The sequence below is a fragment of the Nocardioides ungokensis genome, assembly GCF_013466985.1.
Taxonomy (GTDB): Bacteria; Actinomycetota; Actinomycetes; order Propionibacteriales; family Nocardioidaceae; genus Nocardioides; species Nocardioides ungokensis.
This window is the reverse complement of record NZ_CP059164.1, coordinates 3,402,392-3,427,084: the sequence shown is the minus strand read 5'-3', so window position 1 is coordinate 3,427,084 and position 24,693 is coordinate 3,402,392. Positions and strand designations below refer to the sequence as shown.

The 24,693-nt window shown below is 72.1% G+C and carries 23 protein-coding genes, 2 tRNA genes and 1 pseudogene; 16 read left to right on the top strand and 10 right to left on the bottom strand.

What is annotated here, in order from left to right; genetic code table 11:
• Nucleotides 1–73: 73 nt before the first annotated feature.
• From H0S67_RS16880 to rdgB, 4 genes are all read left to right on the top strand, one after another.
• Nucleotides 74–988: an ABC transporter ATP-binding protein gene (locus H0S67_RS16880; RefSeq protein WP_180933971.1), complete on the top strand. Its 915-nt coding sequence runs from the start codon at nucleotides 74–76 to the stop codon at nucleotides 986–988.
• Nucleotides 985–1,797, top strand: coding sequence for an ABC transporter permease subunit (locus tag H0S67_RS16875; RefSeq protein ID WP_180933970.1), 813 nt, complete (start codon nucleotides 985–987; stop codon nucleotides 1,795–1,797). The genes H0S67_RS16880 and H0S67_RS16875 overlap by 4 nt, the downstream gene beginning before the upstream one ends.
• A gap of 110 nt (nucleotides 1,798–1,907) precedes the next feature.
• The gene (gene rph / locus H0S67_RS16870) at nucleotides 1,908–2,630 is read left to right on the top strand and encodes a ribonuclease PH (RefSeq protein ID WP_180933969.1); all 723 of its coding nucleotides are present in this window, start codon (nucleotides 1,908–1,910) and stop codon (nucleotides 2,628–2,630) included.
• Entirely contained in the window at nucleotides 2,627–3,253 is a 627-nt protein-coding gene (gene rdgB / locus H0S67_RS16865) for an RdgB/HAM1 family non-canonical purine NTP pyrophosphatase (protein ID WP_180933968.1), read from the top strand. The genes rph and rdgB overlap by 4 nt, the downstream gene beginning before the upstream one ends.
• 4 nt (nucleotides 3,254–3,257) lie before the next feature.
• Here rdgB and H0S67_RS16860 read toward each other — a convergent pair whose 3' ends face one another.
• From H0S67_RS16860 to bcp, 3 genes are all read right to left on the bottom strand, one after another.
• Nucleotides 3,258–3,848, bottom strand: coding sequence for a TMEM175 family protein (locus tag H0S67_RS16860; protein WP_180933967.1), 591 nt, complete (start codon nucleotides 3,846–3,848; stop codon nucleotides 3,258–3,260).
• A gap of 60 nt (nucleotides 3,849–3,908) precedes the next feature.
• Nucleotides 3,909–3,982, bottom strand: a tRNA-Leu gene (locus tag H0S67_RS16855).
• A gap of 7 nt (nucleotides 3,983–3,989) precedes the next feature.
• On the bottom strand, nucleotides 3,990–4,463 hold the full coding sequence (bcp, locus tag H0S67_RS16850) for a thioredoxin-dependent thiol peroxidase (protein ID WP_180933966.1): 474 nt from the start codon (nucleotides 4,461–4,463) through the stop codon (nucleotides 3,990–3,992).
• A 58-nt stretch (nucleotides 4,464–4,521) separates the two neighbouring features.
• Between bcp and H0S67_RS16845 the strand changes: the two genes are divergently transcribed.
• From H0S67_RS16845 to H0S67_RS16835, 3 genes are read left to right on the top strand one after another with little or no spacing between them, the layout of a single operon-like run.
• Nucleotides 4,522–4,770 (top strand): DUF3618 domain-containing protein, encoded by a 249-nt coding sequence (locus H0S67_RS16845; RefSeq protein WP_246354826.1) that lies wholly within the window; start codon nucleotides 4,522–4,524, stop codon nucleotides 4,768–4,770.
• Between the two features lie 52 nt (nucleotides 4,771–4,822).
• Nucleotides 4,823–5,137, top strand: coding sequence for a GroES family chaperonin (locus tag H0S67_RS16840; RefSeq protein ID WP_180933965.1), 315 nt, complete (start codon nucleotides 4,823–4,825; stop codon nucleotides 5,135–5,137).
• 48 nt (nucleotides 5,138–5,185) lie between these two features.
• A complete protein-coding gene (locus H0S67_RS16835) occupies nucleotides 5,186–7,588 on the top strand; it encodes a penicillin acylase family protein (protein ID WP_180933964.1) in 2,403 nt (800 codons plus the stop codon).
• A gap of 6 nt (nucleotides 7,589–7,594) precedes the next feature.
• Here H0S67_RS16835 and H0S67_RS16830 read toward each other — a convergent pair whose 3' ends face one another.
• Nucleotides 7,595–8,134: a DUF5994 family protein gene (locus H0S67_RS16830; RefSeq protein WP_180933963.1), complete on the bottom strand. Its 540-nt coding sequence runs from the start codon at nucleotides 8,132–8,134 to the stop codon at nucleotides 7,595–7,597.
• Between the two features lie 130 nt (nucleotides 8,135–8,264).
• On the opposite strand from H0S67_RS16830, the gene H0S67_RS16825 reads away from it, so the two are divergent.
• The 7 genes and pseudogenes from H0S67_RS16825 to H0S67_RS16800 all read left to right on the top strand — a co-directional run bounded on the left by H0S67_RS16825 (nucleotide 8,265) and on the right by H0S67_RS16800 (nucleotide 15,195).
• A complete protein-coding gene (locus H0S67_RS16825; RefSeq protein WP_180933962.1) occupies nucleotides 8,265–8,714 on the top strand; it encodes an SRPBCC family protein in 450 nt (149 codons plus the stop codon).
• Nucleotides 8,715–8,723: 9 nt separating this feature from the next.
• Nucleotides 8,724–10,316, top strand: a complete 1,593-nt coding sequence (locus H0S67_RS26860; protein ID WP_180933961.1) for a phytoene desaturase family protein — start codon at nucleotides 8,724–8,726, stop codon at nucleotides 10,314–10,316.
• A 57-nt stretch (nucleotides 10,317–10,373) separates the two neighbouring features.
• Complete coding sequence (locus H0S67_RS16815; RefSeq protein WP_180933960.1) at nucleotides 10,374–11,534, top strand: YihY/virulence factor BrkB family protein; 1,161 nt, start codon at nucleotides 10,374–10,376, stop codon at nucleotides 11,532–11,534.
• Complete coding sequence (locus tag H0S67_RS28360; RefSeq protein ID WP_425489828.1) at nucleotides 11,531–11,971, top strand: FAD-dependent oxidoreductase; 441 nt, start codon at nucleotides 11,531–11,533, stop codon at nucleotides 11,969–11,971. The genes H0S67_RS16815 and H0S67_RS28360 overlap by 4 nt, the downstream gene beginning before the upstream one ends.
• A 1-nt stretch (nucleotide 11,972) precedes the next feature.
• Nucleotides 11,973–13,022 carry an FAD-dependent oxidoreductase gene (locus H0S67_RS16810; RefSeq protein ID WP_425489941.1) on the top strand — a complete coding sequence of 350 codons (1,050 nt, stop codon included), beginning with the start codon at nucleotides 11,973–11,975 and terminating at the stop codon, nucleotides 13,020–13,022.
• A gap of 117 nt (nucleotides 13,023–13,139) precedes the next feature.
• Nucleotides 13,140–14,529 (top strand): annotated as a pseudogene (gene gndA / locus H0S67_RS16805) (NADP-dependent phosphogluconate dehydrogenase).
• A complete protein-coding gene (locus H0S67_RS16800) occupies nucleotides 14,530–15,195 on the top strand; it encodes an RsmD family RNA methyltransferase (protein ID WP_246354825.1) in 666 nt (221 codons plus the stop codon).
• On the opposite strand, the gene H0S67_RS16795 is transcribed toward H0S67_RS16800, so the two are convergent.
• The 6 genes from H0S67_RS16795 to H0S67_RS16770 all read right to left on the bottom strand — a co-directional run bounded on the left by H0S67_RS16795 (nucleotide 15,192) and on the right by H0S67_RS16770 (nucleotide 21,488).
• Nucleotides 15,192–15,395, bottom strand: coding sequence for a CDGSH iron-sulfur domain-containing protein (locus H0S67_RS16795; protein WP_180933959.1), 204 nt, complete (start codon nucleotides 15,393–15,395; stop codon nucleotides 15,192–15,194). The genes H0S67_RS16800 and H0S67_RS16795 overlap by 4 nt on opposite strands.
• Entirely contained in the window at nucleotides 15,392–16,345 is a 954-nt protein-coding gene (locus H0S67_RS16790; protein WP_180933958.1) for an iron-containing redox enzyme family protein, read from the bottom strand. Before H0S67_RS16790 ends, H0S67_RS16795 begins: the two co-directional genes overlap by 4 nt.
• A 164-nt stretch (nucleotides 16,346–16,509) precedes the next feature.
• Nucleotides 16,510–18,747, bottom strand: a complete 2,238-nt coding sequence (locus tag H0S67_RS16785) for a PAS domain S-box protein (protein WP_180933957.1) — start codon at nucleotides 18,745–18,747, stop codon at nucleotides 16,510–16,512.
• Between the two features lie 165 nt (nucleotides 18,748–18,912).
• Nucleotides 18,913–19,566, bottom strand: coding sequence for a hypothetical protein (locus H0S67_RS16780; protein ID WP_180933956.1), 654 nt, complete (start codon nucleotides 19,564–19,566; stop codon nucleotides 18,913–18,915).
• Nucleotides 19,567–19,779: 213 nt separating this feature from the next.
• Nucleotides 19,780–19,855: transfer RNA gene (locus H0S67_RS16775), tRNA-Lys, on the bottom strand.
• A 61-nt stretch (nucleotides 19,856–19,916) separates the two neighbouring features.
• Complete coding sequence (locus tag H0S67_RS16770) at nucleotides 19,917–21,488, bottom strand: phytoene desaturase family protein (RefSeq protein ID WP_180933955.1); 1,572 nt, start codon at nucleotides 21,486–21,488, stop codon at nucleotides 19,917–19,919.
• Between the two features lie 143 nt (nucleotides 21,489–21,631).
• On the opposite strand from H0S67_RS16770, the gene H0S67_RS16765 reads away from it, so the two are divergent.
• The gene (locus H0S67_RS16765) at nucleotides 21,632–23,653 is read left to right on the top strand and encodes an ATP-binding protein (protein ID WP_180933954.1); all 2,022 of its coding nucleotides are present in this window, start codon (nucleotides 21,632–21,634) and stop codon (nucleotides 23,651–23,653) included.
• 83 nt (nucleotides 23,654–23,736) lie between these two features.
• Entirely contained in the window at nucleotides 23,737–24,681 is a 945-nt protein-coding gene (locus tag H0S67_RS16760) for a pirin family protein (RefSeq protein ID WP_180933953.1), read from the top strand.
• The last annotated feature ends 12 nt before the right edge of the window (nucleotides 24,682–24,693 follow it).

Genomic DNA, 24,693 nt, shown 5'->3' with positions numbered 1-24,693 from the left:
CCCTACTTTGGTCTGCCCGGTCCGATGCCAGGGTCCGATGCGGCGGATCCCGACGTGCGACAGGCTGTCCGCCATGATCAAGGTCGAAGGACTCACCAAGACGTACGGCGGCTTCACGGCCGTCGACGACGTGGACTTCGTCTGCCAGCCCGGCACGGTGACCGGGTTCCTGGGGCCGAACGGGGCCGGCAAGACGACGACGATGCGGATCATGGTCGGCCTGACGCCGGCCACCCGCGGCCAGGTCACCATCGGTGGTCTGCACTACAAGGACATCCCCAACCCCGGCCGGCACGTCGGCGTCCTGCTGGACGCCTCGGCACAGCACGCCGGGCGGACCGGGCGTGAGGTGCTCACCCTGGGGGCACGCACCATGGGGCTGCCGGACAGCCGCGTGGACGAGATGCTCGCACTGGTCTCCCTGGACGAGAAGGAGTCCCGCCGCCGGGTCCGCAACTACTCGCTCGGCATGCGGCAGCGGCTCGGCATCGCGCACGCGCTGCTCGGTGACCCGTCGGTGCTGATCCTCGACGAGCCCGCCAACGGGCTCGACCCCGCCGGCATCCGCTGGATGCGCGGGCTGCTCAAGGGGTACGCCGAGCGGGGCGGCACCGTGCTGCTCTCGAGCCACCTGCTGCACGAGGTCGAGATCATCGCCGACGAGATGATCCTGATCGGGCGCGGCAAGATCGTGGCCCAGGGTGACAAGAAGTCGCTCATCGCCGGGGCCGGCACGGCCGCCACGTTCGTCACGGCGCTCGACAACGAGGGGCTGGCGGCGGGGCTGAAGGACAAGGGCATCGCCGTCTCGGCCGCGGGTGAGGGCCTGCGGGTGGAGACCGAGACCGTGGAGGTCGGCCGCGTCGCCGCGGACCGGGGCATCGTCCTCATCGACCTGCGCCCGGCCGAGGGCGGCCTCGAGGACCTGTTCCTCTCGCTCACCGCCGACACCCAGCGCGACGCCGTCACCGAAGGAGCACAGGCATGACCAGCCAGACCCTGGGCCAGCCGGCCCTCCCGGCCCTCGACGTCTCGGGCACCTCGGCGATCCCGTTCTCCCGCCTCGTGCGGGTCGAGCTCCGCAAGATGGCCGACACCCGGGCCGGGCGGTGGCTGCTCATCTCCATCGCCGCCGTGACCGCGCTGGTGCTGGTGATCCAGCTCTGGGTCGTCGTGGCCCAGGACCTCGTGGTGAACTTCACCGACTTCATGATCGCGATGAACACGCCGATGGGAATCCTGCTGCCCGTGCTCGGCATCATGTCGATCACCAGCGAGTGGAGCCAGCGCACCGCGATGGTGAGCTTCTCCCTCGAGCCGTCGCGGATGCGACTGGTGGCGGCCAAGTTCGTGAGCACGCTGCTCATCGCGCTGGCGGCGGTCGTCGTCGGCCTGGTCCTCGCGGTGGTGGCGAACCTCCTCTACGGCGCCCTGACCGGCAACACCGTGGTGTGGGGGCTGACCGCGGTCCGGGTGCTGAGCTACTTCCTGCTGCACGTGTTCGGCATGGCCACCGGCTTCGCCTTCGGCATGCTGTTCCTCAACACGGCCGCCGGCATCGTCGTGTACTTCGTGTACTCGTTCGTGCTGCCCGGCCTCTTCCAGCTCGGTGCCTCGCTGCTGGGCTGGTTCGCCGACCTGCAGCCGTGGATCGACTTCAACGCGGCCCAGAACCCTCTCGTCCAGGGCGACGCCTCGGGCTCGGACTGGGCCCACCTCGCGGTCTCGGGCCTGCTCTGGCTGGTGCTGCCGTTGGTGGTCGGCACCTGGCGGGTGCTGCGCGCCGAGGTCAAGTAGCACCGCACCTCCGAACTCGGGCGGGCCCGACTCTCACGGGGGTGAGTGGGCCCGCCCGGTCCCATGTCCGGGGTCTGGGGCGGTCGGCGTACCCGGCTAGGGTGCCGGTCATGACCACACGAGCCGACGGCCGCGCCGACGACGAGCTGCGCCCGATCACGATCACCCGCAACTGGCTGGACCACGCCGCCGGCTCGGTGCTGGTGGAGTTCGGCAGGACCCGCGTGCTGTGCGCGGCGTCGGCCACCGAAGGGGTGCCGCGCTGGCGCAAGGGGTCCGGCCTGGGCTGGGTCACCGCGGAGTACGCCATGCTGCCCGCCTCGACCAACACCCGCTCGGACCGTGAGTCGGTCAAGGGCCGCATCGGGGGCCGGACCCACGAGATCAGCCGCCTGATCGGCCGGTCGCTGCGCGCCGTCATCGACTACAAGGCGCTGGGGGAGAACACCATCGTCCTCGACTGCGACGTGCTCCAGGCCGACGGCGGCACGCGCACCGCCGCGATCACCGGCGCGTACGTCGCCCTCGCCGACGCCGTGACCCACCTGCGGGCGGCCGGTGCGCTCGCGGGTGAGCCGCTGACCGGGTCCGTGGCGGCCGTGAGCGTAGGCATCATCGACGGCGTACCCCGTCTCGACCTGCCCTACGAGGAGGACGTCCGCGCCGAGACCGACATGAACGTGGTGATGACCGGCGACGGCAAGTTCGTGGAGGTCCAGGGCACCGCCGAGGGCGTGGCCTTCGACCGGGCCGAGCTGGACGCCCTCCTCGCCCTCGCCGAGAAGGGCTGCGCCGACCTGACCAGCCTGCAGTCGGAGGCGCTGTCCCGGTGAGCCGCGTCTTCCTCGCCTCGCGCAACTCCAAGAAGATCGAGGAGATGCAGCGGATCCTCCGCGAGCACGCTCCCGACCTCGACGTGCTCGGCATCGACGACGTGGAGCACTACGACGAGCCGGTCGAGGACCAGGCGACGTTCGAGGGCAACGCCCTGCTCAAGGCGCGCGCCGGCTTCGCCGCGACCGGGCTGCCGTCGCTGGCCGACGACAGCGGGCTGTGCGTCGACGCGCTGAACGGCATGCCCGGCGTCCTCTCGGCGCGCTGGTCGGGGACATCCCTGGGCCCGAAGAAGGGGCAGGACGACCGCAACAACGAGCTGCTGCTCCAGCAGCTGTCGGACGTGCCCGACGAGCGCCGTGGCGCCCACTTCGCGTGCGCGGTGGCCTTCGTGCACGCCGGCGGCGAGGAGGTGGTCGAGGGCCGCATGTCCGGCCGCGTGATCCGCGAGCTGCGGGGGAGCGGCGGATTCGGGTACGACGTGCTGTTCGTCGCCGACGAGCACGCCGCCGAGGGGCTGACCTCCGCCGAGCTCGCCCCCACCGAGAAGGACCGGATCTCCCACCGGGGCCGGGCCCTGCGCGAGATCGCTCCCCGGGTCGCGAAGGTCGTCGTCGGCTGAAGGGTCAGTCGGTCAGGCCGTGCTGGGCGACGTACGCCTCCATCCGCCGGTCGGGGACCAGCCAGATGGCGGCGACCGCGGCGTAGAAGACCAGGGCCGGCCAGCCGACGAGGTAAGCCGTCAGGATGCCCGCGAGGTAGATCAGCGGGGACACCTTGCCCTTGAGGTCGCGGCCCACGGCCTCTCGGAGCAGGCCGCCCGGACCCTCGGCCCGGAAGATCGCCTGCACCAGCACGTAGTAGGCGATCGCGGCGGCGAGCAGGTTGACCCCGTAGATCACCAGGGGGGTGCGGGCGAGGTCGGTCTCGTCCATCCAGGCGGTCGTGAAGGGGTAGAGCGAGAGCCAGAACAGCAGGTGCAGGTTGGCCCACAGCACGGTGCCGTCGATGCGGCGGACCAGCTGGAACATGTGGTGGTGGTTGTTCCAGTAGATCCCGATGTAGACGAAGCTCAGCAGGTAGGTCACGAACCCGGTGGCCGAGTCGGCCAGGTCCGACAGCTTCGCCCCCTCGGGGACGTGCAGCTCCAGCACCATGATCGTGATGATGATCGCGAGGACCCCGTCGCTGAACGCCTCGAGCCTGCTGGTGCGCATGGGTCGATGATGTCAGGGTCGCGTGGTTCGCGCTGACCCATGCGACCTGCGGGGGGAGGGTGCGCCCGGAGAGACTCGAACTCTCACTGGTCAGGACCTAAACCTGATGCCTCTACCCATTGGGCTACGGGCGCGCAGGGCTCAGGCCGCGTCGAGCCCCAGGTCCTTGCGCAGCTTGGCGACGTGGCCGGTGGCCTTGACGTTGTACTGCGCGACCTCGATCTTCCCGTCCTCGTCGACGACGAACGTCGAGCGGATGACGCCCTGGACGACCTTGCCGTACATCTTCTTCTCGCCGTACGCCGAGTACGCCGTCATCACCGACCTGTCCGCGTCGGAGAGCAGCGTGATCGTGAGCCCGTCCTTGTCGCGGAACTTCGCCAGCTTCTCCGGCTTGTCGGGGGAGATGCCGAGCACCTCGTAGCCCTGTGCCTTCAGCGAGTCCAGGGAGTCGGTGAAGTCGCAGGCCTGCTTGGTGCAGCCGGGCGTCATCGCGGCGGGGTAGAAGTAGACGATCACCTTGCGACCGCGCAGGTCGGACAGGCTGACCTCCGCACCGGTGTCGTCGGGAAGGGTGAAGTCGGGCGCGGTGTCACCGGGAGAGAGCCGTTCCATGCCCGAAACAGTAGGACACGCGGACGGCCCGTGGGTGACCGGTTGGTAGCCTGCGCAGGTGAGCAACGAGATGTCTTCCCTCGAGCGCGAGATCGAAGAGACGCGCCAGCACCTGGCGACCACGATCGACCAGCTCCTCTACCGCGCGCACCCGAAGACGATCGTCAGCCGCGAGGTGAGCAGCATCAAGGCCCACTACGTCGACGTCCGGACGGGTCAGCCGCGCACCGACAACATCCTCAAGACCGTCGGCGGCGTCGTGGGCGTGATCGCGGTCTTCGTCGTCATCCGCAAGGTCGTCCGCTGACCGCACCGCCGGCCGCGCCACGACCGTCCCAGCAAGTAGCGAGCTTGACCTCATGACTCCCATCAAGATGCTCCATGACCGGATCCTGGTCGAGGTGGACCGTGAGTCCGGCGAGCGTCGTTCCTCCGGCGGCATCGTCATCCCGGCGACCGCGGCCATGGGCGCCCGCCGCCTGGCGTGGTCGAAGGTCGTCGCCGTCGGCCCGCACGCGCGTGCCGTCGAGGTCGGCGACCGGGTGCTCTTCGAGCCCGAGGACAAGGCCGAGGTCGAGGTGAACGGCGAGCTCTACGTCGTGATGCGCGAGCGCGACGTCCACGCGGTCGCCGCGGACCGGCTCGGCGACGAGCCCACCGGCCTGTACCTCTGACAGTTCTGCCGGCCATAACCTCCGCGGGCGGACCCCGTTGGGTAGAACATGTTCTCCCGCCTGACCGCCCTGGTCGCCGCCGCCAGCCTGGTCCCGCTCGGGGCCGTCGTCACCCCGACCGCCGCGCCGAGCGCCGCTGCGCAGTCGGCCCGGCCGGCCCGTGCCGGGCACGCCTACTCCGCCACCATCCGGCGCACAGAGCACGGCATCCCGCACATCACCGCGACCAGCTTCGGCTCGCTGGGCTTCGGCAGCGGGTACGCCGCGGCGCAGACCTCGACCTGCACCCTCGCCGACACCCTGCTGACGGCGAGGGGCGAGCGGTCGCGCTGGTTCGGGCCCAAGGGTCGCTACAACGACCAGGTGACGCTGGACGCGTCGAACCTCCAGGTCGACGCCTTCGTGACCGACCTGCGCAACCGGCACGTGGTGGAGAAGCTGCTGCGTGACCCGGTGGCGGGCCCGGGGAAGCAGGCGCGGGCGATGGTCCGCGGCTACACGGCGGGGCTGAACCGCTACCTCGCGAAGGTCGGGCCGCAGGGCGTCACCGACCCCGCCTGCCACGGTGCCGGCTACCTGCGTGAGAAGGCGACCCCCCTCGACCTCTGGTACGGCGTCTACCTCGCCAACCTGCTCGCCTCCAGCGGCGTCTTCGTCAAGGAGATCGTGGACGCCGCGCCGCCGTCGCCGGGTGACCCCAACCTGCCCAGCCCGCCCGCAGGCGCCGTGGACCGCGACAAGCTGCTCGCGGGCCTCGGCAAGGACCCGAGCACCCCGTTCGGCTCCAACGCCACCGCCGTGGGCGGCGACGCCAGCACGACGGGCAAAGGGATGCTTCTCGGCAACCCGCACTTCCCGTGGCGGGGCCGCTACCGGTTCACCCAGCAGCAGCTCACGATCCCGGGTCGGTACGACGTCGCCGGCGCCTCGCTGATCGGCTCGCCGGTGGTCAACATCGGCTGGAACAAGGACGTGGCGTGGAGCCACACGGTCTCCACGGCCTACCGGTTCACGCCGTACGAGTACCACGCGACCGGCCCCACGTCGTACACCACCGATGCGGGCCCGCAGGACCTCGAGCACCGCCACGTGACGGTGACCGTTCGGAGGAAGGACGGCTCGCTGGGCACGGCCAAGGAGGACCTCTACCGCACCCCGCAGGGCTACGTCATCGACGCGCCGGACCTGCTCATGCCGTGGTCGCCGGCGAGCATCTGGGCGATCCGCGACGCCAACGCCGAGCAGCTGCGCACGATCGACACCTTCCTCGACATGGGCAAGGCGCACGACGTCCGCGACCTGCTGAGGCGGCAGGACGCCGGCGGCGGGATGCCGTGGGTCAACACGACGGCCGCAGACCGCCACGGCGACGTGCTGTACGCCGACCACTCGGTCGTGCCCAACGTGCCCGACGCCCTGGCCCAGCAGTGCATGACGCCGACCGGGCGGGTCCTCGACCAGCTCGCCGGACTGCCCGGATTCGACGGCACCCTCGCCGACTCCTCGTGCGCGTGGGGCACCGACGCCGACGCCGAGCGCCCCGGCATCTTCGGGCCCGGGAACCTGCCGTCGGAGATCCGTCGTGACTGGGTGATGAACGCCAACGACTCCTACTGGCTGCCCAACCCGAAGCAGCCGCTCGAGGGCTACGCCGGGATCATCGGCTGCGAGCGCTGCGAGCGGACGATGCGCACCCGGATGGTCTCCCACTACGTGCTGGACCGGCTGGCGAAGGGCAAGAAGGAGTCGCCCGCCAGCCTGCGCGGCCACGAGCACGAGAACCGGGTGATGGCCGGCGAGGTGATGCGCGCCAACGGGGACCTCGACACCCTGTGCGACGAGACCGGCGAGACCGAGGCCTGCACGGCGCTGCACGACTGGGACGGGCACTCCGACGCGGACTCACGCGGCTACGCCATCTTCGAGGAGTTCATCTCGCGGCTGCCCGACCAGGGCGTGTGGCTGACGCCGTTCGACCCGAACGACCCGCTGAACACCCCGCGCGACCTGAACACCGCCAACCCGCAGCTGGTCCAGGCGATGTCGGACGCGATCGCGGCGCTGCGGGCCAAGCACATCCCGTTCGACGCACGATGGGGCTCGCTGCAGGTGGCCGGCGACCGCGGTGCCCCGCCGATCCCGCTCGGGGGCGGCACGGGCGACGCGGCCGGAAACGCCAACGCGCTCGCCTCGCGCTGGGCCAAGGACAACACCGACCACTACCGGCCGGTGACCTACGGCTCCTCGCACATCCAGGCGATCGCGTTCCTCTCCGGAGGCCGGGTGAGCGCGCGGACGATCCTGACCTACGGACAGTCGGAGAACCCGCGCTCGCCGTGGTCGAGCGACCAGACCCGGCTCTTCGCCGAGAAGAAGTGGGTCCGCTTCGCCTTCACCCCGGCCCAGGTGCGTCGCCACGCCGTCACCACGGAGGTCGTCCGCAGCCGCTGACGCGACTCAACGCTGGGAGGGCGCGACCGGGTCGGGACCCCAGTAGTTGCCGCCGTTGTCGGACCAGATGTCGGCCGGGGCGGTCTGGTCCTCCGCGCTGTTGCGGAGGAGCTCGGCCGCGTCGGCGAGGTTGTCCGGCTCGGAGGCCCGGTGCAGCATCAGGTGGGCGCTCGCCACGTCGGTGCCCGGCGGGACGACGAGCAGCCGGACGACCTGTCGCGAGGCGAGCTTGAGCAGCACCACGTGCGTGTCGTCGCGCGGGAACGAGCCGATCTTGATGCTGCCGCGCGCGGTGCGGACCCGCGTGGCGGCCGCGGCCCAGTCCGGCCGCGAGTAGATCAGGTGGTCGATGCGGCCACGGGGGAAGTGATCGACCAGGTCGGCCACCTCCTGCTGCAGGTCGGAGGAGTGGGGCCACCAGGCGCCGTCCAGCGGACCGTTCCCGAAGGTGTGGGCCAGCTCGAGGCGCAGGGCGCCGTGCTCGGCGGCGTCGTGACGAGCGTCAGTGAGGGTGGGGGTGGGGGTGGATGCTTGCGACGTCGGCATGACGTCCGCCTCTCGGCCCGCCCGGCGTGGGCTCCGGCGGAGCCCGGGGGCAGGTGGTTGCCTCCAGCCTACGGTGACGGCCGCGAGGAGGCGGACGTTCGACCCAGGGTGACGTGGGTACGTTCGGGCCATGAGCCGCAACGTGCGCGTCATCAAGACCACGCCCGACCGGGTCTGGGCGGTGCTGGCCGACGGCTGGCTCTACCCGCTGTGGGTCGTCGGGGCGACCCGGATGCGCGAGGTCGACGACGGGTGGCCCTCCGTCGGCTCCAGGATCCACCACTCGGTGGGCGTCTGGCCGATGGTGCTCGACGACGACACCGAGGTGCTGGAGTGCGAGCCGGAGCGCCGGCTCAAGCTCCGTGCGCGCGGCTGGCCGCCGGGCGAGGCTGACGTCGAGCTCCGGCTGACCGCGGTCTCGGGCGGCACCGAGGTGGAGATGGTCGAGGACATCACCGCGGGCCCCGCGCGGCTGGTCCCGAAGCCGGTCCGCGCTCCGCTGATCACCTGGCGCAACACCGAGAGCCTCCGCCGGCTGGCGTTCCTCGCCGAGCGCCGCGCCGCTCCCGCCGAGGCATGAGCCGCCACCGTGGGGCGTGAGTACGACGCGGTCGTGGTGGGGGCCGGGCCCAACGGGCTCTCGGCCGCCAACCACCTCGCCGACGCCGGCTGGTCAGTCCTCGTCCTCGAGGCCCAGCCCGAGGTCGGGGGCGCGGTGCGCAGCGCCCGGGACGTGCACCCGGACTTCGTGCACGACACCTTCAGCTCGTTCTATCCCCTGGCGGCGGCCTCCCCGGCGCTGCTGGACCTCGACCTCGAGCGGTACGGCGTGGTGTGGCGCCACGCTCCTGCGGTGCTCGGCCACCCCCGGCCCGACGGGTCCTGGGCGTTGTTGCACCGCGACCGTGAGCTGACCGCGTCCCTCCTCGACGAGCAGCACCCCGGCGACGGCGATGCCTGGCTGCGGCTGTGCCTGGAGTGGGACCACGTGGGGGACCGGGTCCTGGGGGCGATGCTCTCGCCGTTCCCACCGGTCCGCGAGGGGATGGGGGTCCTGGCCCGGCTGCCGCGCGTGGGGGGGCTCGAGTTCGTCAAGACCCTGCTCACCCCCGCGGTCGACCTCGGCCGCGGCCGGTTCGGCGGCGAGGGGCCGCGCCTCCTGCTGGCCGGCAACGCCGGCCACGCCGACATCCCGCTCGACGCCCCCGGGTCCGGCCTGATGGGCATCCTGATGAGCATGCTCGGCCAGACCGTCGGCTTCCCGGTGCCCGAGGGCGGTGCCGGCGAGCTCTCCCGGGCGCTGGCCCGACGCTTCGGCGCGCTCGGGGGCGACATCCGCTGCGGGGTCGAGGTCGCCGAGGTCGTCGTACGTGGCGGCCGCGCGGTCGGCGTACGGGCGAAGGACGGCGAGCCGATCGCCGCCCGCCACGCCGTGGTCGCCGATGTCGCGGCGCCGCACCTCTACGGGCGACTGGTGTCCGCCGACGACCTGCCCGAGCGGACGCTGCGCTCGATGCGCAGCTTCCGGATGGGCCCGGGCACGGTGAAGGTCGACTGGGCGCTCGACGGGCCGATCCCGTGGGCGAGCGAGCCCGCGCACGCGCCGGGCACCTTCCACGTCGCGGACTCGGTGGAGCAGATGAGCGTCACGCTCGGCCAGGTCACCGCCGGTTACGTCCCGGCGGCGCCCTTCCTGCTCGCCGGCCAGATGACGACCACGGACCCGACCCGGTCGCCGTCCGGCACCGAGTCGGTGTGGGCCTACACCCACGTCCCCCAGGAGACCATCGGTGACGCGGGGGACGGCAGCGTCCGCGGGGTGTGGGACGAGACGGACTGCCAGCATTTCGCGGACCGGGTCCAGGCCCGGATCGAGCAGCTCGCCCCCGGCTTCGGAGCACGGGTCCTGGCCCGCCGGGTCCTGGGCCCCCGCGAGCTGGAGGCCCGGGACGCCAACCTGATCGGCGGCGCCCTGGACGGAGGCACCGCGCAGCTGCACCAGCAGCTGGTCCTCCGGCCCGTCCCCGGCCTGGGACGGGCGGAGACGCCGGTCCGCGGCCTCTACCTCGGCTCGTCCTCCGCCCATCCGGGTGGCGGGGTCCACGGCGCCGCGGGGCGCAACGCCGCGCGCGCCGCACTGGCTCATGCGCGGGTGCGCCGCCTCACGCTGCGCGGACCGTGACCACCGCTCCGATCCCCGGGTGGTATGACTCACCGCCCGCGCGGGTACGGGTCGGGCATGAGCAGCCCCCGACACCTGGACACTCGCGAGCCCGCCGAGGACCGCCGCCCCGCCGATGACCGCCCGGCCGATGACCGGACGACCGAGGACCGGACGACCGAGGACCGAGCGACCGAGGAGCGCCTGCAGCAGGAGACGCTCGACGACGAGCGTGGGCCGGCCTCCCCGATGAAGCTGTCCAAGCGCTCGTGGTTCTACGTGCTGCGCAAGACGCTGCGCGAGTTCTCCAAGGACGAGTGCACTGACATGGCCGCGGCGCTGACCTACTACGCCGTCCTGGCGATGTTTCCCGCTGCCATCGCCCTGCTGTCGCTGGTCGGGCTGGTCGGGCAGGGTCAGGACTCGGTCGACACGCTGCTGAAGATCCTCAGCGACATCGGAGCCGGCTCCGTGGCCAGTACCCTCAGGCCGACCCTGATCAGCCTGAGCGGCAACGCCGGCGTCGGGTTCGCCTTCGTGCTCGGCCTCCTCGGTGCGCTCTGGTCCGCCTCGGGCTACGTCGGTGCGTTCGGACGCGCCATGAACCGGATGTACGAGATCGGCGAGGGCCGCCCCGTCTGGAAGCTGCGCCCCGCGATGCTGCTGGTCACCGCACTGCTGGTGGTGCTCGCCGCGATCACGCTGGTCAGCCTCGTGGTCTCGGGCCCGGTTGCCACGGCCGTCGGCAACGCCATCGGCGTCGGCTCGCTGGCTGTGACGATCTGGGACATCGCCAAGTGGCCGGTGCTCCTGCTGGTCGTCGCGCTGATCGTGGCGATCCTCTACTGGGCCACCCCCAATGTCCGCCACCCGCGCTTCCGCTGGATCAGCGTCGGCGCCGGCGTCGCGATCGTGGCGTGGGTGCTGCTCTCGGCGGCGTTCGGGCTGTACGTCTCGCAGTTCTCCTCCTACGACAAGACCTACGGCTCGCTGGCCGGCGTCATCGTCTTCCTGCTGTGGCTGTGGATCACCAACCTCGCGCTGCTGTTCGGCGCCGAGCTCGACGCCGAGCTCGAGCGCGGCCGCGAGCTGCTGGCCGGCATCCCGGCGGAGGAGACCATCCAGCTGCCGCCCCGGGACTCGCGAAAGATCCACAAGGCCGAGAAGAAGCAGCGCAAGGACATCGAGAAGGGGCGTGCGATCCGGCTCCACCACGGTCGTGGCGAGGACGGGCAGTGACGCTGACCTCGCTGTGGCGTGACCGGCAAGCCCGGGAGGCGCCGGAGCGCGGTGTCGTCGAGGGCCACTGGGACGTGCTCGTCATCGGGGCCGGCATCACGGGGCTGACCACGGGGCTACTGCTGGCCCGCGCCGGGAAGTCCGTGGCCGTCGTCGAGGCCGGGAGGTCGGCGCCGGGACCACCGGCGGGAGCACCGCCAAGGTCAGCGTGCTCCAGGGCACCCAGCTCTCGCGGCTCGCGCGACGCCAGTCCGAGGCGGCGGTCCAGCAGTACGTCCGCGCGAACACCGAGGCCCAGGCGTGGGTCGACCGGTACTGCGAGGAGCACGGGGTCGCGCTGCAGAAGCGGCCGGCGTACACCCATGCGACCAGCGCGACCGGGGAGCGCGCTGCCCGGCACGAGCTCGCCGTCGCGCGGGGAGCCGGCCTGCCCGTGACCTGGGTGGACACGCCAGAGCTGCCGTTCGAGACCAGGGGAGCGGTGCTGCTCCCCGACCAGACCAGCTCGACCCGATGGAGCTCCTGGGCGCGCTCGCTGCCGACTTCCGGTCGCACGGCGGAACCCTCGTGGAGGGCGCGCGCGTACGCCGCGTCACCGGCCGCGGGCCGGTCATCGTGACGGCCGAGACCGGCACGGCCACGGCGCACACCGTGGTCGTCGCGACCAACATGCCGATCCTCGACCGGGGCGGCTTCTTCGCTCGCGCCAGCGCCGAGCGGTCCTACTGTCTCGCTTTCGCCGGTGCCGAGCCGACCGTCGCGGGGATGTACCTCTCGGCGGACTCTCCCTCCCGTTCCCTGCGAGACGCGCCCGGTCCGGACGGGCCGCTGCTCCTGGTCGGCGGCAACGGGCACGGCACCGGCCGGGCGTCCTCGCCCCGGGCCCGCATCGACGACCTGGTCGCCTGGACCAGGCAGCACTTCCCGGGTGCCGAGCTGACCCACACCTGGTCGGCCCAGGACTACGTGACAAGTCACGCCCTGCCGTTCGTCGGCCCGCTCGTGCCCGGCCGGTCCGACCTCATGGTCGCCGGGGGCTACGCGAAGTGGGGGATGACCAACGGCGTCGCCGCGGCCCTGGCGCTGAGCAGCAGGCTGCTCGACGGCCACACCGAGTGGGCGGCCGTCCTGGACAGCTGGTCGGCGGCGTGGCTGCGCGGCGTACCCCAGGCCGCACTGCTGAACGCCGAGGTCGGTTTCGAGATGACGCGCGGCTGGCTGTCGCCGCTGACGCGCCCCGGAGGCCGCGCGCCGGCCGAGGGCAAGGGCGAGGTGCGCCTCGACCATGTCGGCCTGCCCACCGGCGTCTCCACGGTCGACGGGGTCGTCCGCCGGGTCCCGGCCGTGTGCCCCCACCTCGGCGGGGTGCTGCGCTGGAACGACGCCGAGCACAGCTGGGACTGCCCGCTGCACGGCTCTCGCTTCGACAAGGACGGCGCGCTCCTCGAGGGGCCGGCCACCTGCTCCCTGACGCGGGTGAGGGACTGATCAAACCGGTGGATGTCCCGCACCCGAGCTGGTTGTCGCCAGAGGCCCGAGCCACCGACGAGAGGACCGCGTGTGCCTGAGGAGCTCGCCACCATCGGACTGACCGGGCTGGCGGTGATGGGGCGCAACCTGGCCCGCAACATCGCCAGGCACGGCCACCGCATCGCCGTGCACAACCGGACAGCCTCGAGGACGACCGCGCTGATCGAGGAGTTCGGCTCCGAGGGTGACTTCGTCGGCTCGGAGTCGCTGGCAGGCTTCGTCGCCGCCATCGAGCGGCCGCGGGCGATCATCGTGATGGTCAAGGCCGGGGAGGCGACCGACGCGGTCATCGACGAGCTCGTCCCGCTGCTCGACCAGGGGGACATCGTCGTCGACGCCGGCAACGCGCACTTCGTCGACACCGTGCGCCGCGAGCAGGCACTCGCCGAGCGCGGCCTGCACTTCGTCGGCGCCGGTGTCTCCGGGGGAGGAGGGAGCCCTGCACGGTCCCTCGATCATGGTGGGCGGCTCCGACCTGGCCTACGAACGCCTCGGGCCCATCCTCGAGGGCATCGCCGCGCAGGTCGATGGCACACCCTGTTGCACCCACGTCGGGCCGGGCGGCGCCGGGCACTTCGTCAAGATGGTGCACAACGGCATCGAGTACGCCGACATGCAGCTGATCGCCGAGTCCTACGACCTTCTCCGCAGCGTGGCCGGACTCTCGCCGGAGGAGATCGCCGGGGTCTTCCGGGACTGGAACGACGGGGACCTCGAGTCGTTCCTGATCGAGATCACCGCCGACGTGCTGACGCACACCGACCCCGACGGGACGCCGTTCGTCGACGTCGTACGGGACGCGGCCGAGCAGAAGGGCACCGGACGCTGGACGGTGCAGAGCGCCCTGGACCTGGGAGTGCCGGTCACCGGGATCGCCGAGGCGACGTTCGCGCGCAGCCTGTCGGGGCACACGGAGCAGCGCGCGGCGGCACGTCAGGTGTTCACGACTGATCCCGAGCCGGTGGACCTGGGCGACCGCGCCGCCTTCGTCGACGACGTGCGCGCCGCGCTCTACGCCTCGAAGGTGGTGGCCTATGCGCAGGGCTTCGACCAGATGGCCGCTGGGAGCCGGGAGCACGAGTGGGGCGTCGACCTGGGTGCCATGGCGACCATCTGGCGGGGCGGGTGCATCATCCGCGCCCAGTTCCTCGACCGGATCCGTGAGGCGTACGCCGAGGAGCCGGACCTGACCACGCTGCTGACCGCGGAGTACTTCGCCGGTGCGGTCAACGAGGGGGCCGGTGCGTGGCGGCGCGTGGTGGCCCTCGCGGCCCGGGCCGGGGTCCCGACCCCGGCGTTCTCCTCCTCGCTGGCCTACTTCGACGGCCTGCGACGCGAGCGCCTGCCCGCGGCGCTCATCCAGGTCCTGCGCGACGACTTCGGTGCGCACACCTATCAGCGCGTCGACCGCGAGGGCACCTTCCACACCGACTGGGCGGGCGACCGCTCCGAGAAGGAGATCTGAGTGACCAGCCTGGACGAGCCGCGGCTTCGCGGGGTGCCGCGCACCGCCACCTTCGGTTCCCTGCTCATCGACTTCGACGACCGGGTGCTGGAGCCGCGGGCGTGGACGACCGCCCAGTCCGGGTGGGCTGCCGAGCTGATCCGCAGCGCACCGGACGGGCCGGTCCTGGAGGTCTGTGCGGGCGCCGGCCACATCGGCCTGCTGGCCATCGCCCAGGAGCCGCGGCCGCTGGTGAGCGTCGACCTGGACCCGGTGGCCTGCGACTACACCCGGGCGAATGCCGAGCGGGCCGGACTCGCCGACCTGGTCGAGGTGCGGGAGGGTGCCCTGGACGCCGTGCTCGGTCCGGACGAGCGCTTCGCCGTGATCATCGCCGACCCGCCGTGGGTGCCGCGCGCCCACACGGGTCGCTATCCGGAGGACCCGCTGCTCGCCATCGACGGTGGCGAGGACGGCCTCGACCTCGCGCGCCGATGCTGGGGGCTCGCCGACCGTCACCTGCTCGACGCCGGGACGGCGGTGCTCCAGCTCGGCACCCTGGAGCAGGTCCGCAGGCTCGAGGACGAGACCTGCGGCCGGACCCGTCTGCAGGTGCGGGAGACGCGGTCCTTCGAGCGCGGGGTGCTGGTCGCGCTCGGCGCCGGGCCGGCGGAGGACCAGCTCTAGGGTCGCGCCTGCGGCGGCAGCACCTTGTGGGTCCCGTCGCACCACGGCTGACGAGAGGACTTGCCGCAGCGGCACACGGCGCTCACCGGCCGGGTGGTGCGGTGCGGGCGACCCTGGGCGTCGGTCACCACGTGGTCGCCGCGCAGCAGCAGCGGGCCGCCGGGGCAGATCACGCCGTCCGGGTGGTCGAGGTCGCTCATGCCGCCCACTCCGAGAGCAGCCTGCGAGCGAGGCGGTCCTCGAGGTCCAGGCAGCTCCAGGCCCCGAACCAGACGTCGCCGGCCAGGTGCGGCTCCTCCGCCAGCAGGCCCGCGCAGATGGTGCGCACGGCTAGCTGCTCGTGGACGGCGTCGGCCTCCACGTGCTCGTCGTAGTAGTCGGCCATCTCCTGGGCGAGCCCGAGGCGGGCGATGCCCTGGCTCATCCGTCTCGACGGCAGCGAGCTGGTGACCTCGAACGCCGCCAGGTGGCCCAGTGCCGCGCCTCGGAGCCGGCGGTGCAGCCCGAAGAGCGTCATGGCGTTGTTCTGCTCGAGCACCTCCACGGGCACGTCGTCGACGTACGCGCCGTACTCCGAGCTCAGCCCGCACGCCTCGAGCCCCCGGGCGAAGAGGTGCGCGTGCACCCGGTCGGGGTCGCCGGCGCCGTACTCGTCGTACAGGAGCTCGACGAGCGCGGCCTTGGTCCGCGCCCGCAGCCGGGGGACCGCCCAGGCCGTGCTGTCGGACTCCTTGAGGTGGTAGACCGACCGCAGCCGGAAGAGGTCGAGGACCTGCTCGACGTCGGCCGTGCGCTGGACGTGTGCGGCCAGCGAGGCCCCGTCGTGGCCCTCGACGAACGCGAAGAAGTCCTCGGCGAAGGTCTCGGTGCGGAACCCTGGCCCGGGGGAGGGCCACCGCGACCGCAGCCGCCGCTCGAACCCGTCCTCGAGGCGCCGGCGGAGCGCGAGGAGGTCGGGGTGCCACTCGAGGGCGTCGTCGACGTCCTCGAAGCCGTGGTGGTGCAGCTCGTAGAGGGCCCACAGCGCGATCTGCTCGTCGTCCACGCTCTCGGGCTCGTCGCCGACGACGGCGGCCAGATCGCGGGGCCGCGCCCGGATGGCCTCGAGGAGGCGCTCGCTCAACGAGCCGCGTGCCTTGGGGGTCAGCATGCGTGGGAGGTACCCGACGCCGCGAGGGGTCATGCGCTGACGAGAGGATGAGGGGCGCCGACCGACCCGACGGGGGAACGGGCCGGCCGGCGTTGTCTTCATCCTGCCTCGGGACCGGATCCGGTGCTCGGTGCGGTGGTACCGAATGACCTAGTGCCTGTGCACTACCAGGCGACGGGCGCCGTGCCGGGCAGCCAGGTCGTCACCACCGTGCCGCCGCTCGCGGGCGTGCTGAGCGTGCACCAGCCGCCGGCGATCTCCGCGCGGTCCTGCATGGTGAACAGTCCCCGGTGGCCCGGCGTCTGCCGGACCGGCTCGGCGAGGCCGACCCCGTCGTCGGTGACCGAGACCTCGAGGCCGCCGTCGCGGCCGGTGATGACGACGGTCACGTGATGGGCGTCCGCGTGCTTGCGCGCGTTGTTGAGCATCTCCTTGGCGATCCGGTAGGCGATGGCGCGGACCGCGTCGGGCACCTCGGGCTCCCGCTCGCCGTCGACGCTCCACCGGGTCCCGGTGCCCTCGAAGATCTCCTCCGCCGCCCGCCGCAGGGCCCCGGTCAGCCCGTCGTGCAGGTCGGGTGGCTCGAGGTCGAAGAGGAGCGAGCGCAGGCGCTCGGTCGCGCCGGAGACGCTCGCCTGCAGCGGCTCGAGGGTCTCGAGGAGGTCCGGGGCTCGCTCGCGCAGCCGGCGCGCCATCAACCCGAGCCGGAGGTCGACCGCGGCGAGGGCCTGCACGGGGTCGTCGTGCACGTCGGCGGCGATCCGGGTGCGCTCGGCGTCCTGGGCGTCGACGAGCCTGGACAGCAGTGCCTGCCGTTGCTCGATGAGCTCGCGCAGGCTCTTCTCGGCCGCGAGGCGCTCGGTGATGTCGCGTTGGACCGTGGCCAGCGCGAACGGCTCGCCCGTCTCGACGTCGCGCATCAGGAAGCTGGCGATGGCCACCGGGATGGCCGGGCCGCGGTGGTTGCGCAGGGTGGACTCGCCCTCCCAGTGGCCGTCGGCGACCACGGCGGGCTGCTCGACCTCCAACGAGGCCTTGATGCCCTCGGGGGTCAGGTAGTCGACGATCGTGGTCGTCGTGACGTCGAGGTCCGGGTCGAGGCCGATCAGCTCGCGACCCCCCGGGTTGACGTACTTCAGGGAACCGTCGAGGGCGGCGATCGCGATGAAGTCGGGCGAGGCCTCCACCAGCGCCTTGAACTGCTTGAGGTCGGCGTTCGCCTCGCGGAGCGCGGCCTCGGTCGTGCGCAGCTCGGTGACGTCCTTGGCGATCCACGCGCTCCCGAGGTCGGCGCCGGTCTCGGGATGGGTCAGCCGGAAGGCGTCGAGCTGGCCGACCACGCTGCGGTCCGGGAGGGTCAGGCGCAGGTCCCCCGACCAGCGCCCCTCCGACTCCAGGCCGTGCCGGATGGCTCCGGTGGCGTCGCCCCCCGCGACGGCCGCGGCCACCTGCCAGACGTCGCGGGCGACGGCGTCGAGCCCGTAGCGGATCACCTTGGGATTCACGTACACGACCCGGTCGTCCACGTCGCTGATCGCGACGAGGTTGTCCGAGGCGTCTGCCAGCGCCTCGAACTTGATGAGCTCCTCATGGGCCGCGCGCTGGGCCTCGAGCAGCCGTGCGTTGTCCAGCGAGAGTGCGCACCGTCGGGCGATCTCGGACACGAGGTCGAGGTCCGAGTCCGTGAAGTCACCTCGCTCCGGCGAGCGTGCGACGTCGACGACCCCGAGCAGCAGCCCGCGGGACCGAAGCGGCACCCTCACGTACGTCGTGCCGTCGGGGCCGGCCGCCGGGCGCAGCTCGGTGGCGCGCACGTCCGCGGTGTCGGCCGGGACGTCGCGCTCCAGGAGCTCGGGCACGCCGTCGCGGCACCAGCGGGCCCGGGGCTCGAGCGCACCGCCCGCGTCGAACCGCAGCCACACGGAGCCGGCGTCGGCCACCGGCTCGGCCACCGAACGGGCGACCAGGCGGAGCATCGCCTCCGGGTCGAGGGTCTCCTGGGCCAGGGCAGCGGAGATGTCGGCCAGCAGCGTGGCCCGATGCCGGGCCTCGTGCACCTCGCGCTCGATCCGACGCTGCTCGGTCACGTCCGTGGTCACGCCGAGGACGCCGGTCACCCGGCCCTCGGCGTCGCGGGACGGCTCGTAGTAGATCGCGAGCACCCTGTCCATGAACTCTCGCTCGAGGGTGAGGCTCTCGCCGTCGATCGCCCGGCGCAGCGCCGCGAGGCCGTCGAGGTCATCGGCGTAGACGTCGAACAGGTTCTGGCCGACCAGCTCGCCCGGCTGCACGTGCAGCGGGCTCAGGCCGGTGCCGATCGACAGCGTGCAGCGGCCGGTGGTGTCGAAGCCGAAGATGACCTGGGGGCCGACCGCCGGCCCTGACTCGGGTGTCTGCCCCATCGCTCGAGCCCTCCGGCTCCTCCCATGGTGCGCCCCGGGGGACGCAAAGGTCCCGGCCATCGTAGGCACGTCCCAAGAGCGTCCGCGGGAAACATCTGCGAACACCCTTGAAATGCTCGAAGGCCGGTCCTGGTGGACCGGCCTTCGAGGGTGTCCCGTCCGGGGTCAGCCCTGGGTGCCGGCCGTCGGGGCGACGTACGGGCTCAGCGGCAGGTCCCGCGTCCACGGGGTGAGGTCGAAGGACAGGTCGTCGCCCTTGGGGGCGCGCTCCAGCAGCGCGAAGGAGCGCATGAAGCCGTGGTCCAGGACCCCGTCGAGGCAGGAGAACGGCACCGTCTGGGTGACCGCGTCGGTCTTGGTGTCCGAGGAGGAGGAGGCCGGCTTGCACACGTGCTGCTTGAAGTCGGTGTCGCCGTTGTAGCTGAAGACCCGGACGGTGACCTTGGACGCGCTGGAGATCAGCTCGACGAACGGCGCATTGGGGTCCGACATCTTCTTGTCGGGGGTGATGATCGTGCCGACCAGCTGGTGGAACCGGTCGTTGTTGAGGATCCGGCTCATCGGGTAGGTGATGGTGAGGGTCTCGGCGGTCCGGTCGACGTTGTAGCTGACCTGCTTCATGCCCACGGAGTGCGTGATCCGGTTCGGCAGGTCCCGGCCGGCCTTCATCTCGTGCACGTCGCCGGTCTTGTCGACGGTGGTCACGTCGATGACCGGAGTGGCCTCGTCGTCGGGGCTGACGGTCGCGTAGGCGGCGGCGCCTCCGACGACGGTGGAGGCGGTGACGGCCAGGGCGGCCAGGAGGGTGCGCTTGTGCATGGTGTTCCTCGTGCGAGAAAGTGACGGCGCGGCGGTCGCACGCACCGGTCGAGCGGTCCGTGTCTGGGCTACCGCCCCCCGTGTTCCGCCGGCGGCGAATCCTAAGGCTCAGGAGGGCCCCCGGTCGCATCGGGGTTGCGGCACCGCAAACTGCGGCAAGACCACGTGGAATGACGAAGGCCAGGACGCATGATGCGCCCTGGCCTTCGGTGTTGGTACGGCATCAGGGACTCGAACCCCGAACCCGCTGATTAAGAGTCAGCTGCTCTGCCAATTGAGCTAATGCCGCGTGCGGTGAAGCGAGAGAAACTCTAGCAGCGGCGTGGCGGCAGAGAAAAATCGAGGGTGGTCTACCGCGACGCGAGCACGGCCTGGGCCGCGTTGTGCCCGCCGATCCCGGAGACGGCGCCGCCGCGACGCGATCCCGCGCCGCAGAGCAGCACCGAGTCGGCGTCGGTCTGCACGCCCCACTGCTGCGCGGGGGTCTCCAGGCGGGCACGGTTCGACGCCCACGGCCAGTCGAGGTCCCCGTGGAAGATGTGGCCGCCGGGCATGGCGAGGTCCGCCTCGACGTCCTGCGGGATCTTGGCCTCGATGCACGGCTTGCCGTCGGCGTCCCGCGCGACGCACGACTCGATCGGCTCCACCAGGTGCTCGTCGATCGAGGCGATCGCCCGCGCGACGGCGAGCTCCTTGGTCGCCGCGGGGTCCTGGGCGAACAGCGAGGCCGGGGTGTGCAGGCCGAAGTAGGTGAGGGTGTGCGTCCCCGCGGGGGCGTCGCCGAGGATGGAGGGGTCGGTGAGCGAGTGGCAGTAGACCTCGCCCGGCAGCCGCTCGGGCATCCGGCCCGCGGCGGCGTCGGCGTACGCCGCCTCCAGGTTGCTGTAGTCCTCGGCGACGTGGAGCGTCCCGGCGAAGGCCACGGCCGGGTCCACTCCGGACTTCAGCTGCGGCAGGCGCTCGAGCAGGACGTTGATCTTGAGCTGGGCGCCCTCGGGCTTGCCGTCCGGGTCCGCGCCGTTGCCGAGCAGGATCCCCAGCACCCAGGGCGCGACGTTGGCCAGCACGTGGCGGCCCGACACGGTGTGCGACTTCCCGCCGTCGTGCCAGGTGACCTCGGCCCCGTCGCCGGAGTCGCGGATGGCGCTCACGCCGGCGGAGGTGATGATCTCGGCGCCGGCCTGGACGGCGGACCGGGCCAGGGCGTCGGTCACCGCACCCATGCCGCCGACGGGGATCCGCCACTCGCCGGTGCCGTTGCCCAGCAGGTGGTAGAGGAAGCAGCGGTTCTGCACCAGCGACGGGTCGTGCATCGAGGCGAACGTCCCGATCAGGGCGTCCGTGGCGACGACGCCGCGCACGGTGTCGTCCTGGAAGCGCGACTCGATGGTGGCCCCGAGCGGGGTGGTGACGAAGTCGCGCCAGACCCCGGGGTCGACCTCGCCGCGGATGGCGCGCTCGGTCGGTAGCGGGGAGAGCAGCGTGGGGGCCACGACCTCGGCGAGGCCGGCGACGTCGGCGTAGAACTCGCGCCACGCGTCGTACTCCCCGTCGCCGCCGGTCAGCTCCGCGAACGAGCGCCGCGTGGCCTCGCCCTCAGGACGCTCCACCAGCAGCCCGCGCGGCTTGCCGTCGCGCGTCACCGGCGTGTACGACGCGGTGGGGCGTGACGCCAGCCGGAGGTCGAGGTCGAGGTCCTCGACGAGCTGGGTCGGCATCATCGAGACCAGGTAGGAGTAGCGCGACAGGCGCGCGGGCAGACCCGGGAAAGCCGCCGCCGAGACCGCCGCGCCGCCGGTGTGGTCGAGGCGTTCGAGGACCAGGACCGAGAGCCCTGCGCGGGCGAGGTAGGCCGCGGAGGCCAGGCCGTTGTGCCCGCCACCGACGACGACCACGTCGTATTGCTGCTTCGCCGAAGTCACCCCGTCAACCTAGCCGCCCCTCGGCGACCGCGACCAAAACGGCGTTGCTGCTGACGCAGCCGGACCGTTGGTGTTTGGATCCTGTCCGAGGCACTGCCTCGTGGGCTCGAGCAGGCGGGCCGTCCGGGCGGAGAGGAGTGGACGTGGCGACGTCCTCGCGCGTCGGGGTGACCGTCCTCATGCTCACCACCGCGGTCCTCGGCCTGGCCGCCGTCGACGCGGCCCCGGCCGGAGGGCGGGGGATCGGGATCTGGCCGGTCGGTGCGGCGATCGCCGCCCTGCTGCTCTCCCCACGGCGCCGCGCCCGGCAGCTCGCGGTGCTGACCGCCCTCGTCGCGCTGGCCACGATCTGGGTCGGCGGCCGCCCGCCCACGGTCGCGGCCGGCCTCGCGGTCGGGATCGGCCTCGAGACCTGGGTCGTGTGGTGGATCCTCACCGACCGTCGACCGGGCCGGCCCCGGCTGATGACCAACGCCGACCTGGCCCGCTTCCTGGGCGGCTCCGCGCTGGGGGCCTGCGTGGTCTGGGTCGCGACGTTCGCCACCGCAGCGCTGACCGGCTTCGGCACGCCGTGGCTGACCGCCCTCACCGTCGGTACGGCGCAGCTGTGCTCGCTGCTCACGGTGCTGCCCTTCTTCCTGCAGCTGCGCGGCCATGAGCCGACCGCCGCGATCGTGGAGCGGGTCGTGCAGTGGGTCCTGATCGTGACCGTCAGCCTGCTGGTCTTCCTGCCCCACGACTTCCCGGGCCTGGTGTTCATGGTGCTGCCGGTGCTCGCCTGGGGCGCGCTGCGCGCCGGTCCGTACGAGGCGCTGGCCCAGACCGTGGCGGTCTTCGGCGTCGCCATCCAGCTGACGACGTTCGGCTTCGGCCCGTTCGCCGACGTGCCCGCGACGTACGGGCTGCCGGTCGACACGCGGCCGATCCTGCTGGCGCTCTTCGGCATCGCCTGTGCGCTGGTGGTGGTGCCGATGATGCTGATCGCGGGGGAGCAGCTCGCCAACGCCCGGTTCGCCGCGGCCGAGCGCGACAAGGTGCAGAACATCGTCAACGGCGCCACCGGTGTGGCCATCATCGGGACCGACGAGGCGGGCCGGATCACGCTCTTCAACCCCGGAGCCCAGCGCCTCCTCGGCTACGCACCGGAGGAGGTGATGGGCGAGACGACCCGGCTGTTCCACACCGACCAGGCCGTGAAGGAGAAGGCCCACGAGCTCGGGGTGGGGGACGACTTCACCGAGGTCGCACGGGCACTGGCCGCGCCCCGGCACGCCGGCACCGACATGAGGTTCGTCCGCAAGGACGGCGTGGAGCGCAACCACTCGATGACGCTCAGCCAGCTGGTCGATGACCGGGGACGCGTCACCGGCTACGTCAGCACCTCCGAGGACGTCACCGAGCGCGTGCGGGCCCAGGAGGTGCTGGTCGAGGCGCTGGAGGCCGAGCGCACGGCGGCGGAGCGGCTGCGTGAGATCGACCGGGTCAAGGAGTCCTTCGTCTCCAGCGTCAGCCACGAGCTGCGCACGCCGATCACCAGCATCGTCGGCTACCTCGAGATGCTCGAGGAGGGCGAGTTCGGCGCGGTGAGCCCCGCGCAGGCCGACGCGCTGCGCCGGGTGAGCGCCAACAGCTCCCGACTCCTGCTCCTCATCGACGACCTGCTCACCCTCTCCCGCGTCGAGGACGACGGGCTGGTGCTGGCCAGCCGGGCGCTCGACCTGCGGCTGCTGGTGCAGGAGGGGTACGACGTGGTGTCGCCCGCCTGGGACGGTCGACGCCTCGACGTACGCCTCGAGCTGCCGGACGAGCCGGTCCCGTTCCTCGGCGACCGGGACATGATCGAGCGGGTGGTGGTCAACCTGGTCAGCAACGCGGTCAAGTTCACCCCGGACGGCGGCCGCGTCGCGCTGTGCCTCTCGACCTCGGACGACGGCGCGACGATCGAGGTCAGCGACACCGGCATCGGCATCCCGCCGGAGGAGCGTGGCCGCATCTTCAGCCGGTTCTTCCGCTCCACGACGGCACAGAAGCAGGCGATCCCGGGGAGCGGGCTGGGGCTATCGATCGCCCGGGCGGTGGTCGAGAAGCACGGCGGCCGCATCGAGCTGGAGTCGCACCCCGGCGAGGGCACCACGTTCCGGGTCTGGCTGCCCATCGTCACCTGAGCCCGGACTGAGGCGGAATATCCAATCTTCAACTATCGTTGAGGAGTGGTGCCGATCCCGGCATCGCAGAGGAGGTGGGCCGGATGCCCGCAATCACCGTTCCCGACCTGGCCGTGCTGGACCGCGTGCGGCGTCCCGGTCTCGGCGACCAGCCCCGCCCGGTGTGGCAGGTGACCACGGCGCCACAGGGCTACGAGGGCGAGGGCTTCCCGGTGCGGCGCGCGTTCGCCGGCATCGACCTGGCCCACCTCGACCCGTTCGTGATGATGGACCAGATGGGCGAGGTCGAGTACGCGCCCGGCGAGCCCAAGGGCACCCCCTGGCACCCGCACCGCGGCTTCGAGACCGTCACCTACATCATCGACGGAGTCTTCGACCACCAGGACAGTCACGGTGGCGGGGGCACCATCACCAACGGCGACACCCAGTGGATGACCGCCGGCTCCGGCCTGCTGCACATCGAGGCGCCGCCGGAGTGGCTCGTCGACAAGGGTGGCCTCTTCCACGGCATCCAGCTCTGGGTGAACCTGCCGCGCGACGCCAAGATGAACGCTCCGAAGTACCAGGACCTGCGCTCCGGCGAGGTCGCCCTGCTGACGTCGTACGACGCGGGCTCGCTGGTGCGGGTCATCGCAGGCTCCGTGGACGGCCACGCCGGACCGGGCTCGACGTACACGCCGATGTCGCTGGTGCACGCCACGCTCGAGCCGGGAGCGCGCCTCGACCTGCCGTGGGACGTGGACTTCAACGCGCTGGTCTACGTGCTCAACGGCCACGGCACCGTCGGCGACGGCACGCCCGTGCACACCGGCCAGTCGGCCGTCTTCGGTGCGGGTGACTACCTGACGGTGACGGCCGACGGCAGCCAGGAGAGCCGGTCGCCGAAGCTGGACGTGATCGTGGTCGGCGGCCGGCCGATCCGCGAGCCGCTGGCCTGGGCCGGCCCGTTCGTGATGAACACCAAGGCCGAGGTGCTCAAGGCCTACGAGGACTTCCAGCGCGGCCACTTCGGGCACATCCCCGCCTGATCCTCCGGCCCC

What these genes read in the sequence shown, in the direction of transcription:
- H0S67_RS16880 (WP_180933971.1), top strand. Translation starts at nt 74, where the DNA reads ATGATCAAGGTCGAAGGACTCACCAAGACGTACGGCGGCTTCACGGCC.
- H0S67_RS16875 (WP_180933970.1), top strand. Translation starts at nt 985, where the DNA reads ATGACCAGCCAGACCCTGGGCCAGCCGGCCCTCCCGGCCCTCGACGTC.
- rph (WP_180933969.1), top strand. Translation starts at nt 1,908, where the DNA reads ATGACCACACGAGCCGACGGCCGCGCCGACGACGAGCTGCGCCCGATC.
- H0S67_RS16860 (WP_180933967.1), bottom strand. Translation starts at nt 3,848, where the DNA reads ATGCGCACCAGCAGGCTCGAGGCGTTCAGCGACGGGGTCCTCGCGATC.
- bcp (WP_180933966.1), bottom strand. Translation starts at nt 4,463, where the DNA reads ATGGAACGGCTCTCTCCCGGTGACACCGCGCCCGACTTCACCCTTCCC.
- H0S67_RS16840 (WP_180933965.1), top strand. Translation starts at nt 4,823, where the DNA reads ATGACTCCCATCAAGATGCTCCATGACCGGATCCTGGTCGAGGTGGAC.
- H0S67_RS16835 (WP_180933964.1), top strand. Translation starts at nt 5,186, where the DNA reads ATGTTCTCCCGCCTGACCGCCCTGGTCGCCGCCGCCAGCCTGGTCCCG.
- H0S67_RS16830 (WP_180933963.1), bottom strand. Translation starts at nt 8,134, where the DNA reads ATGCCGACGTCGCAAGCATCCACCCCCACCCCCACCCTCACTGACGCT.
- H0S67_RS16825 (WP_180933962.1), top strand. Translation starts at nt 8,265, where the DNA reads ATGAGCCGCAACGTGCGCGTCATCAAGACCACGCCCGACCGGGTCTGG.
- H0S67_RS16815 (WP_180933960.1), top strand. Translation starts at nt 10,374, where the DNA reads ATGAGCAGCCCCCGACACCTGGACACTCGCGAGCCCGCCGAGGACCGC.
- H0S67_RS16795 (WP_180933959.1), bottom strand. Translation starts at nt 15,395, where the DNA reads ATGAGCGACCTCGACCACCCGGACGGCGTGATCTGCCCCGGCGGCCCG.
- H0S67_RS16790 (WP_180933958.1), bottom strand. Translation starts at nt 16,345, where the DNA reads ATGCTGACCCCCAAGGCACGCGGCTCGTTGAGCGAGCGCCTCCTCGAG.
- H0S67_RS16785 (WP_180933957.1), bottom strand. Translation starts at nt 18,747, where the DNA reads ATGGGGCAGACACCCGAGTCAGGGCCGGCGGTCGGCCCCCAGGTCATC.
- H0S67_RS16780 (WP_180933956.1), bottom strand. Translation starts at nt 19,566, where the DNA reads ATGCACAAGCGCACCCTCCTGGCCGCCCTGGCCGTCACCGCCTCCACC.
- H0S67_RS16760 (WP_180933953.1), top strand. Translation starts at nt 23,737, where the DNA reads ATGCCCGCAATCACCGTTCCCGACCTGGCCGTGCTGGACCGCGTGCGG.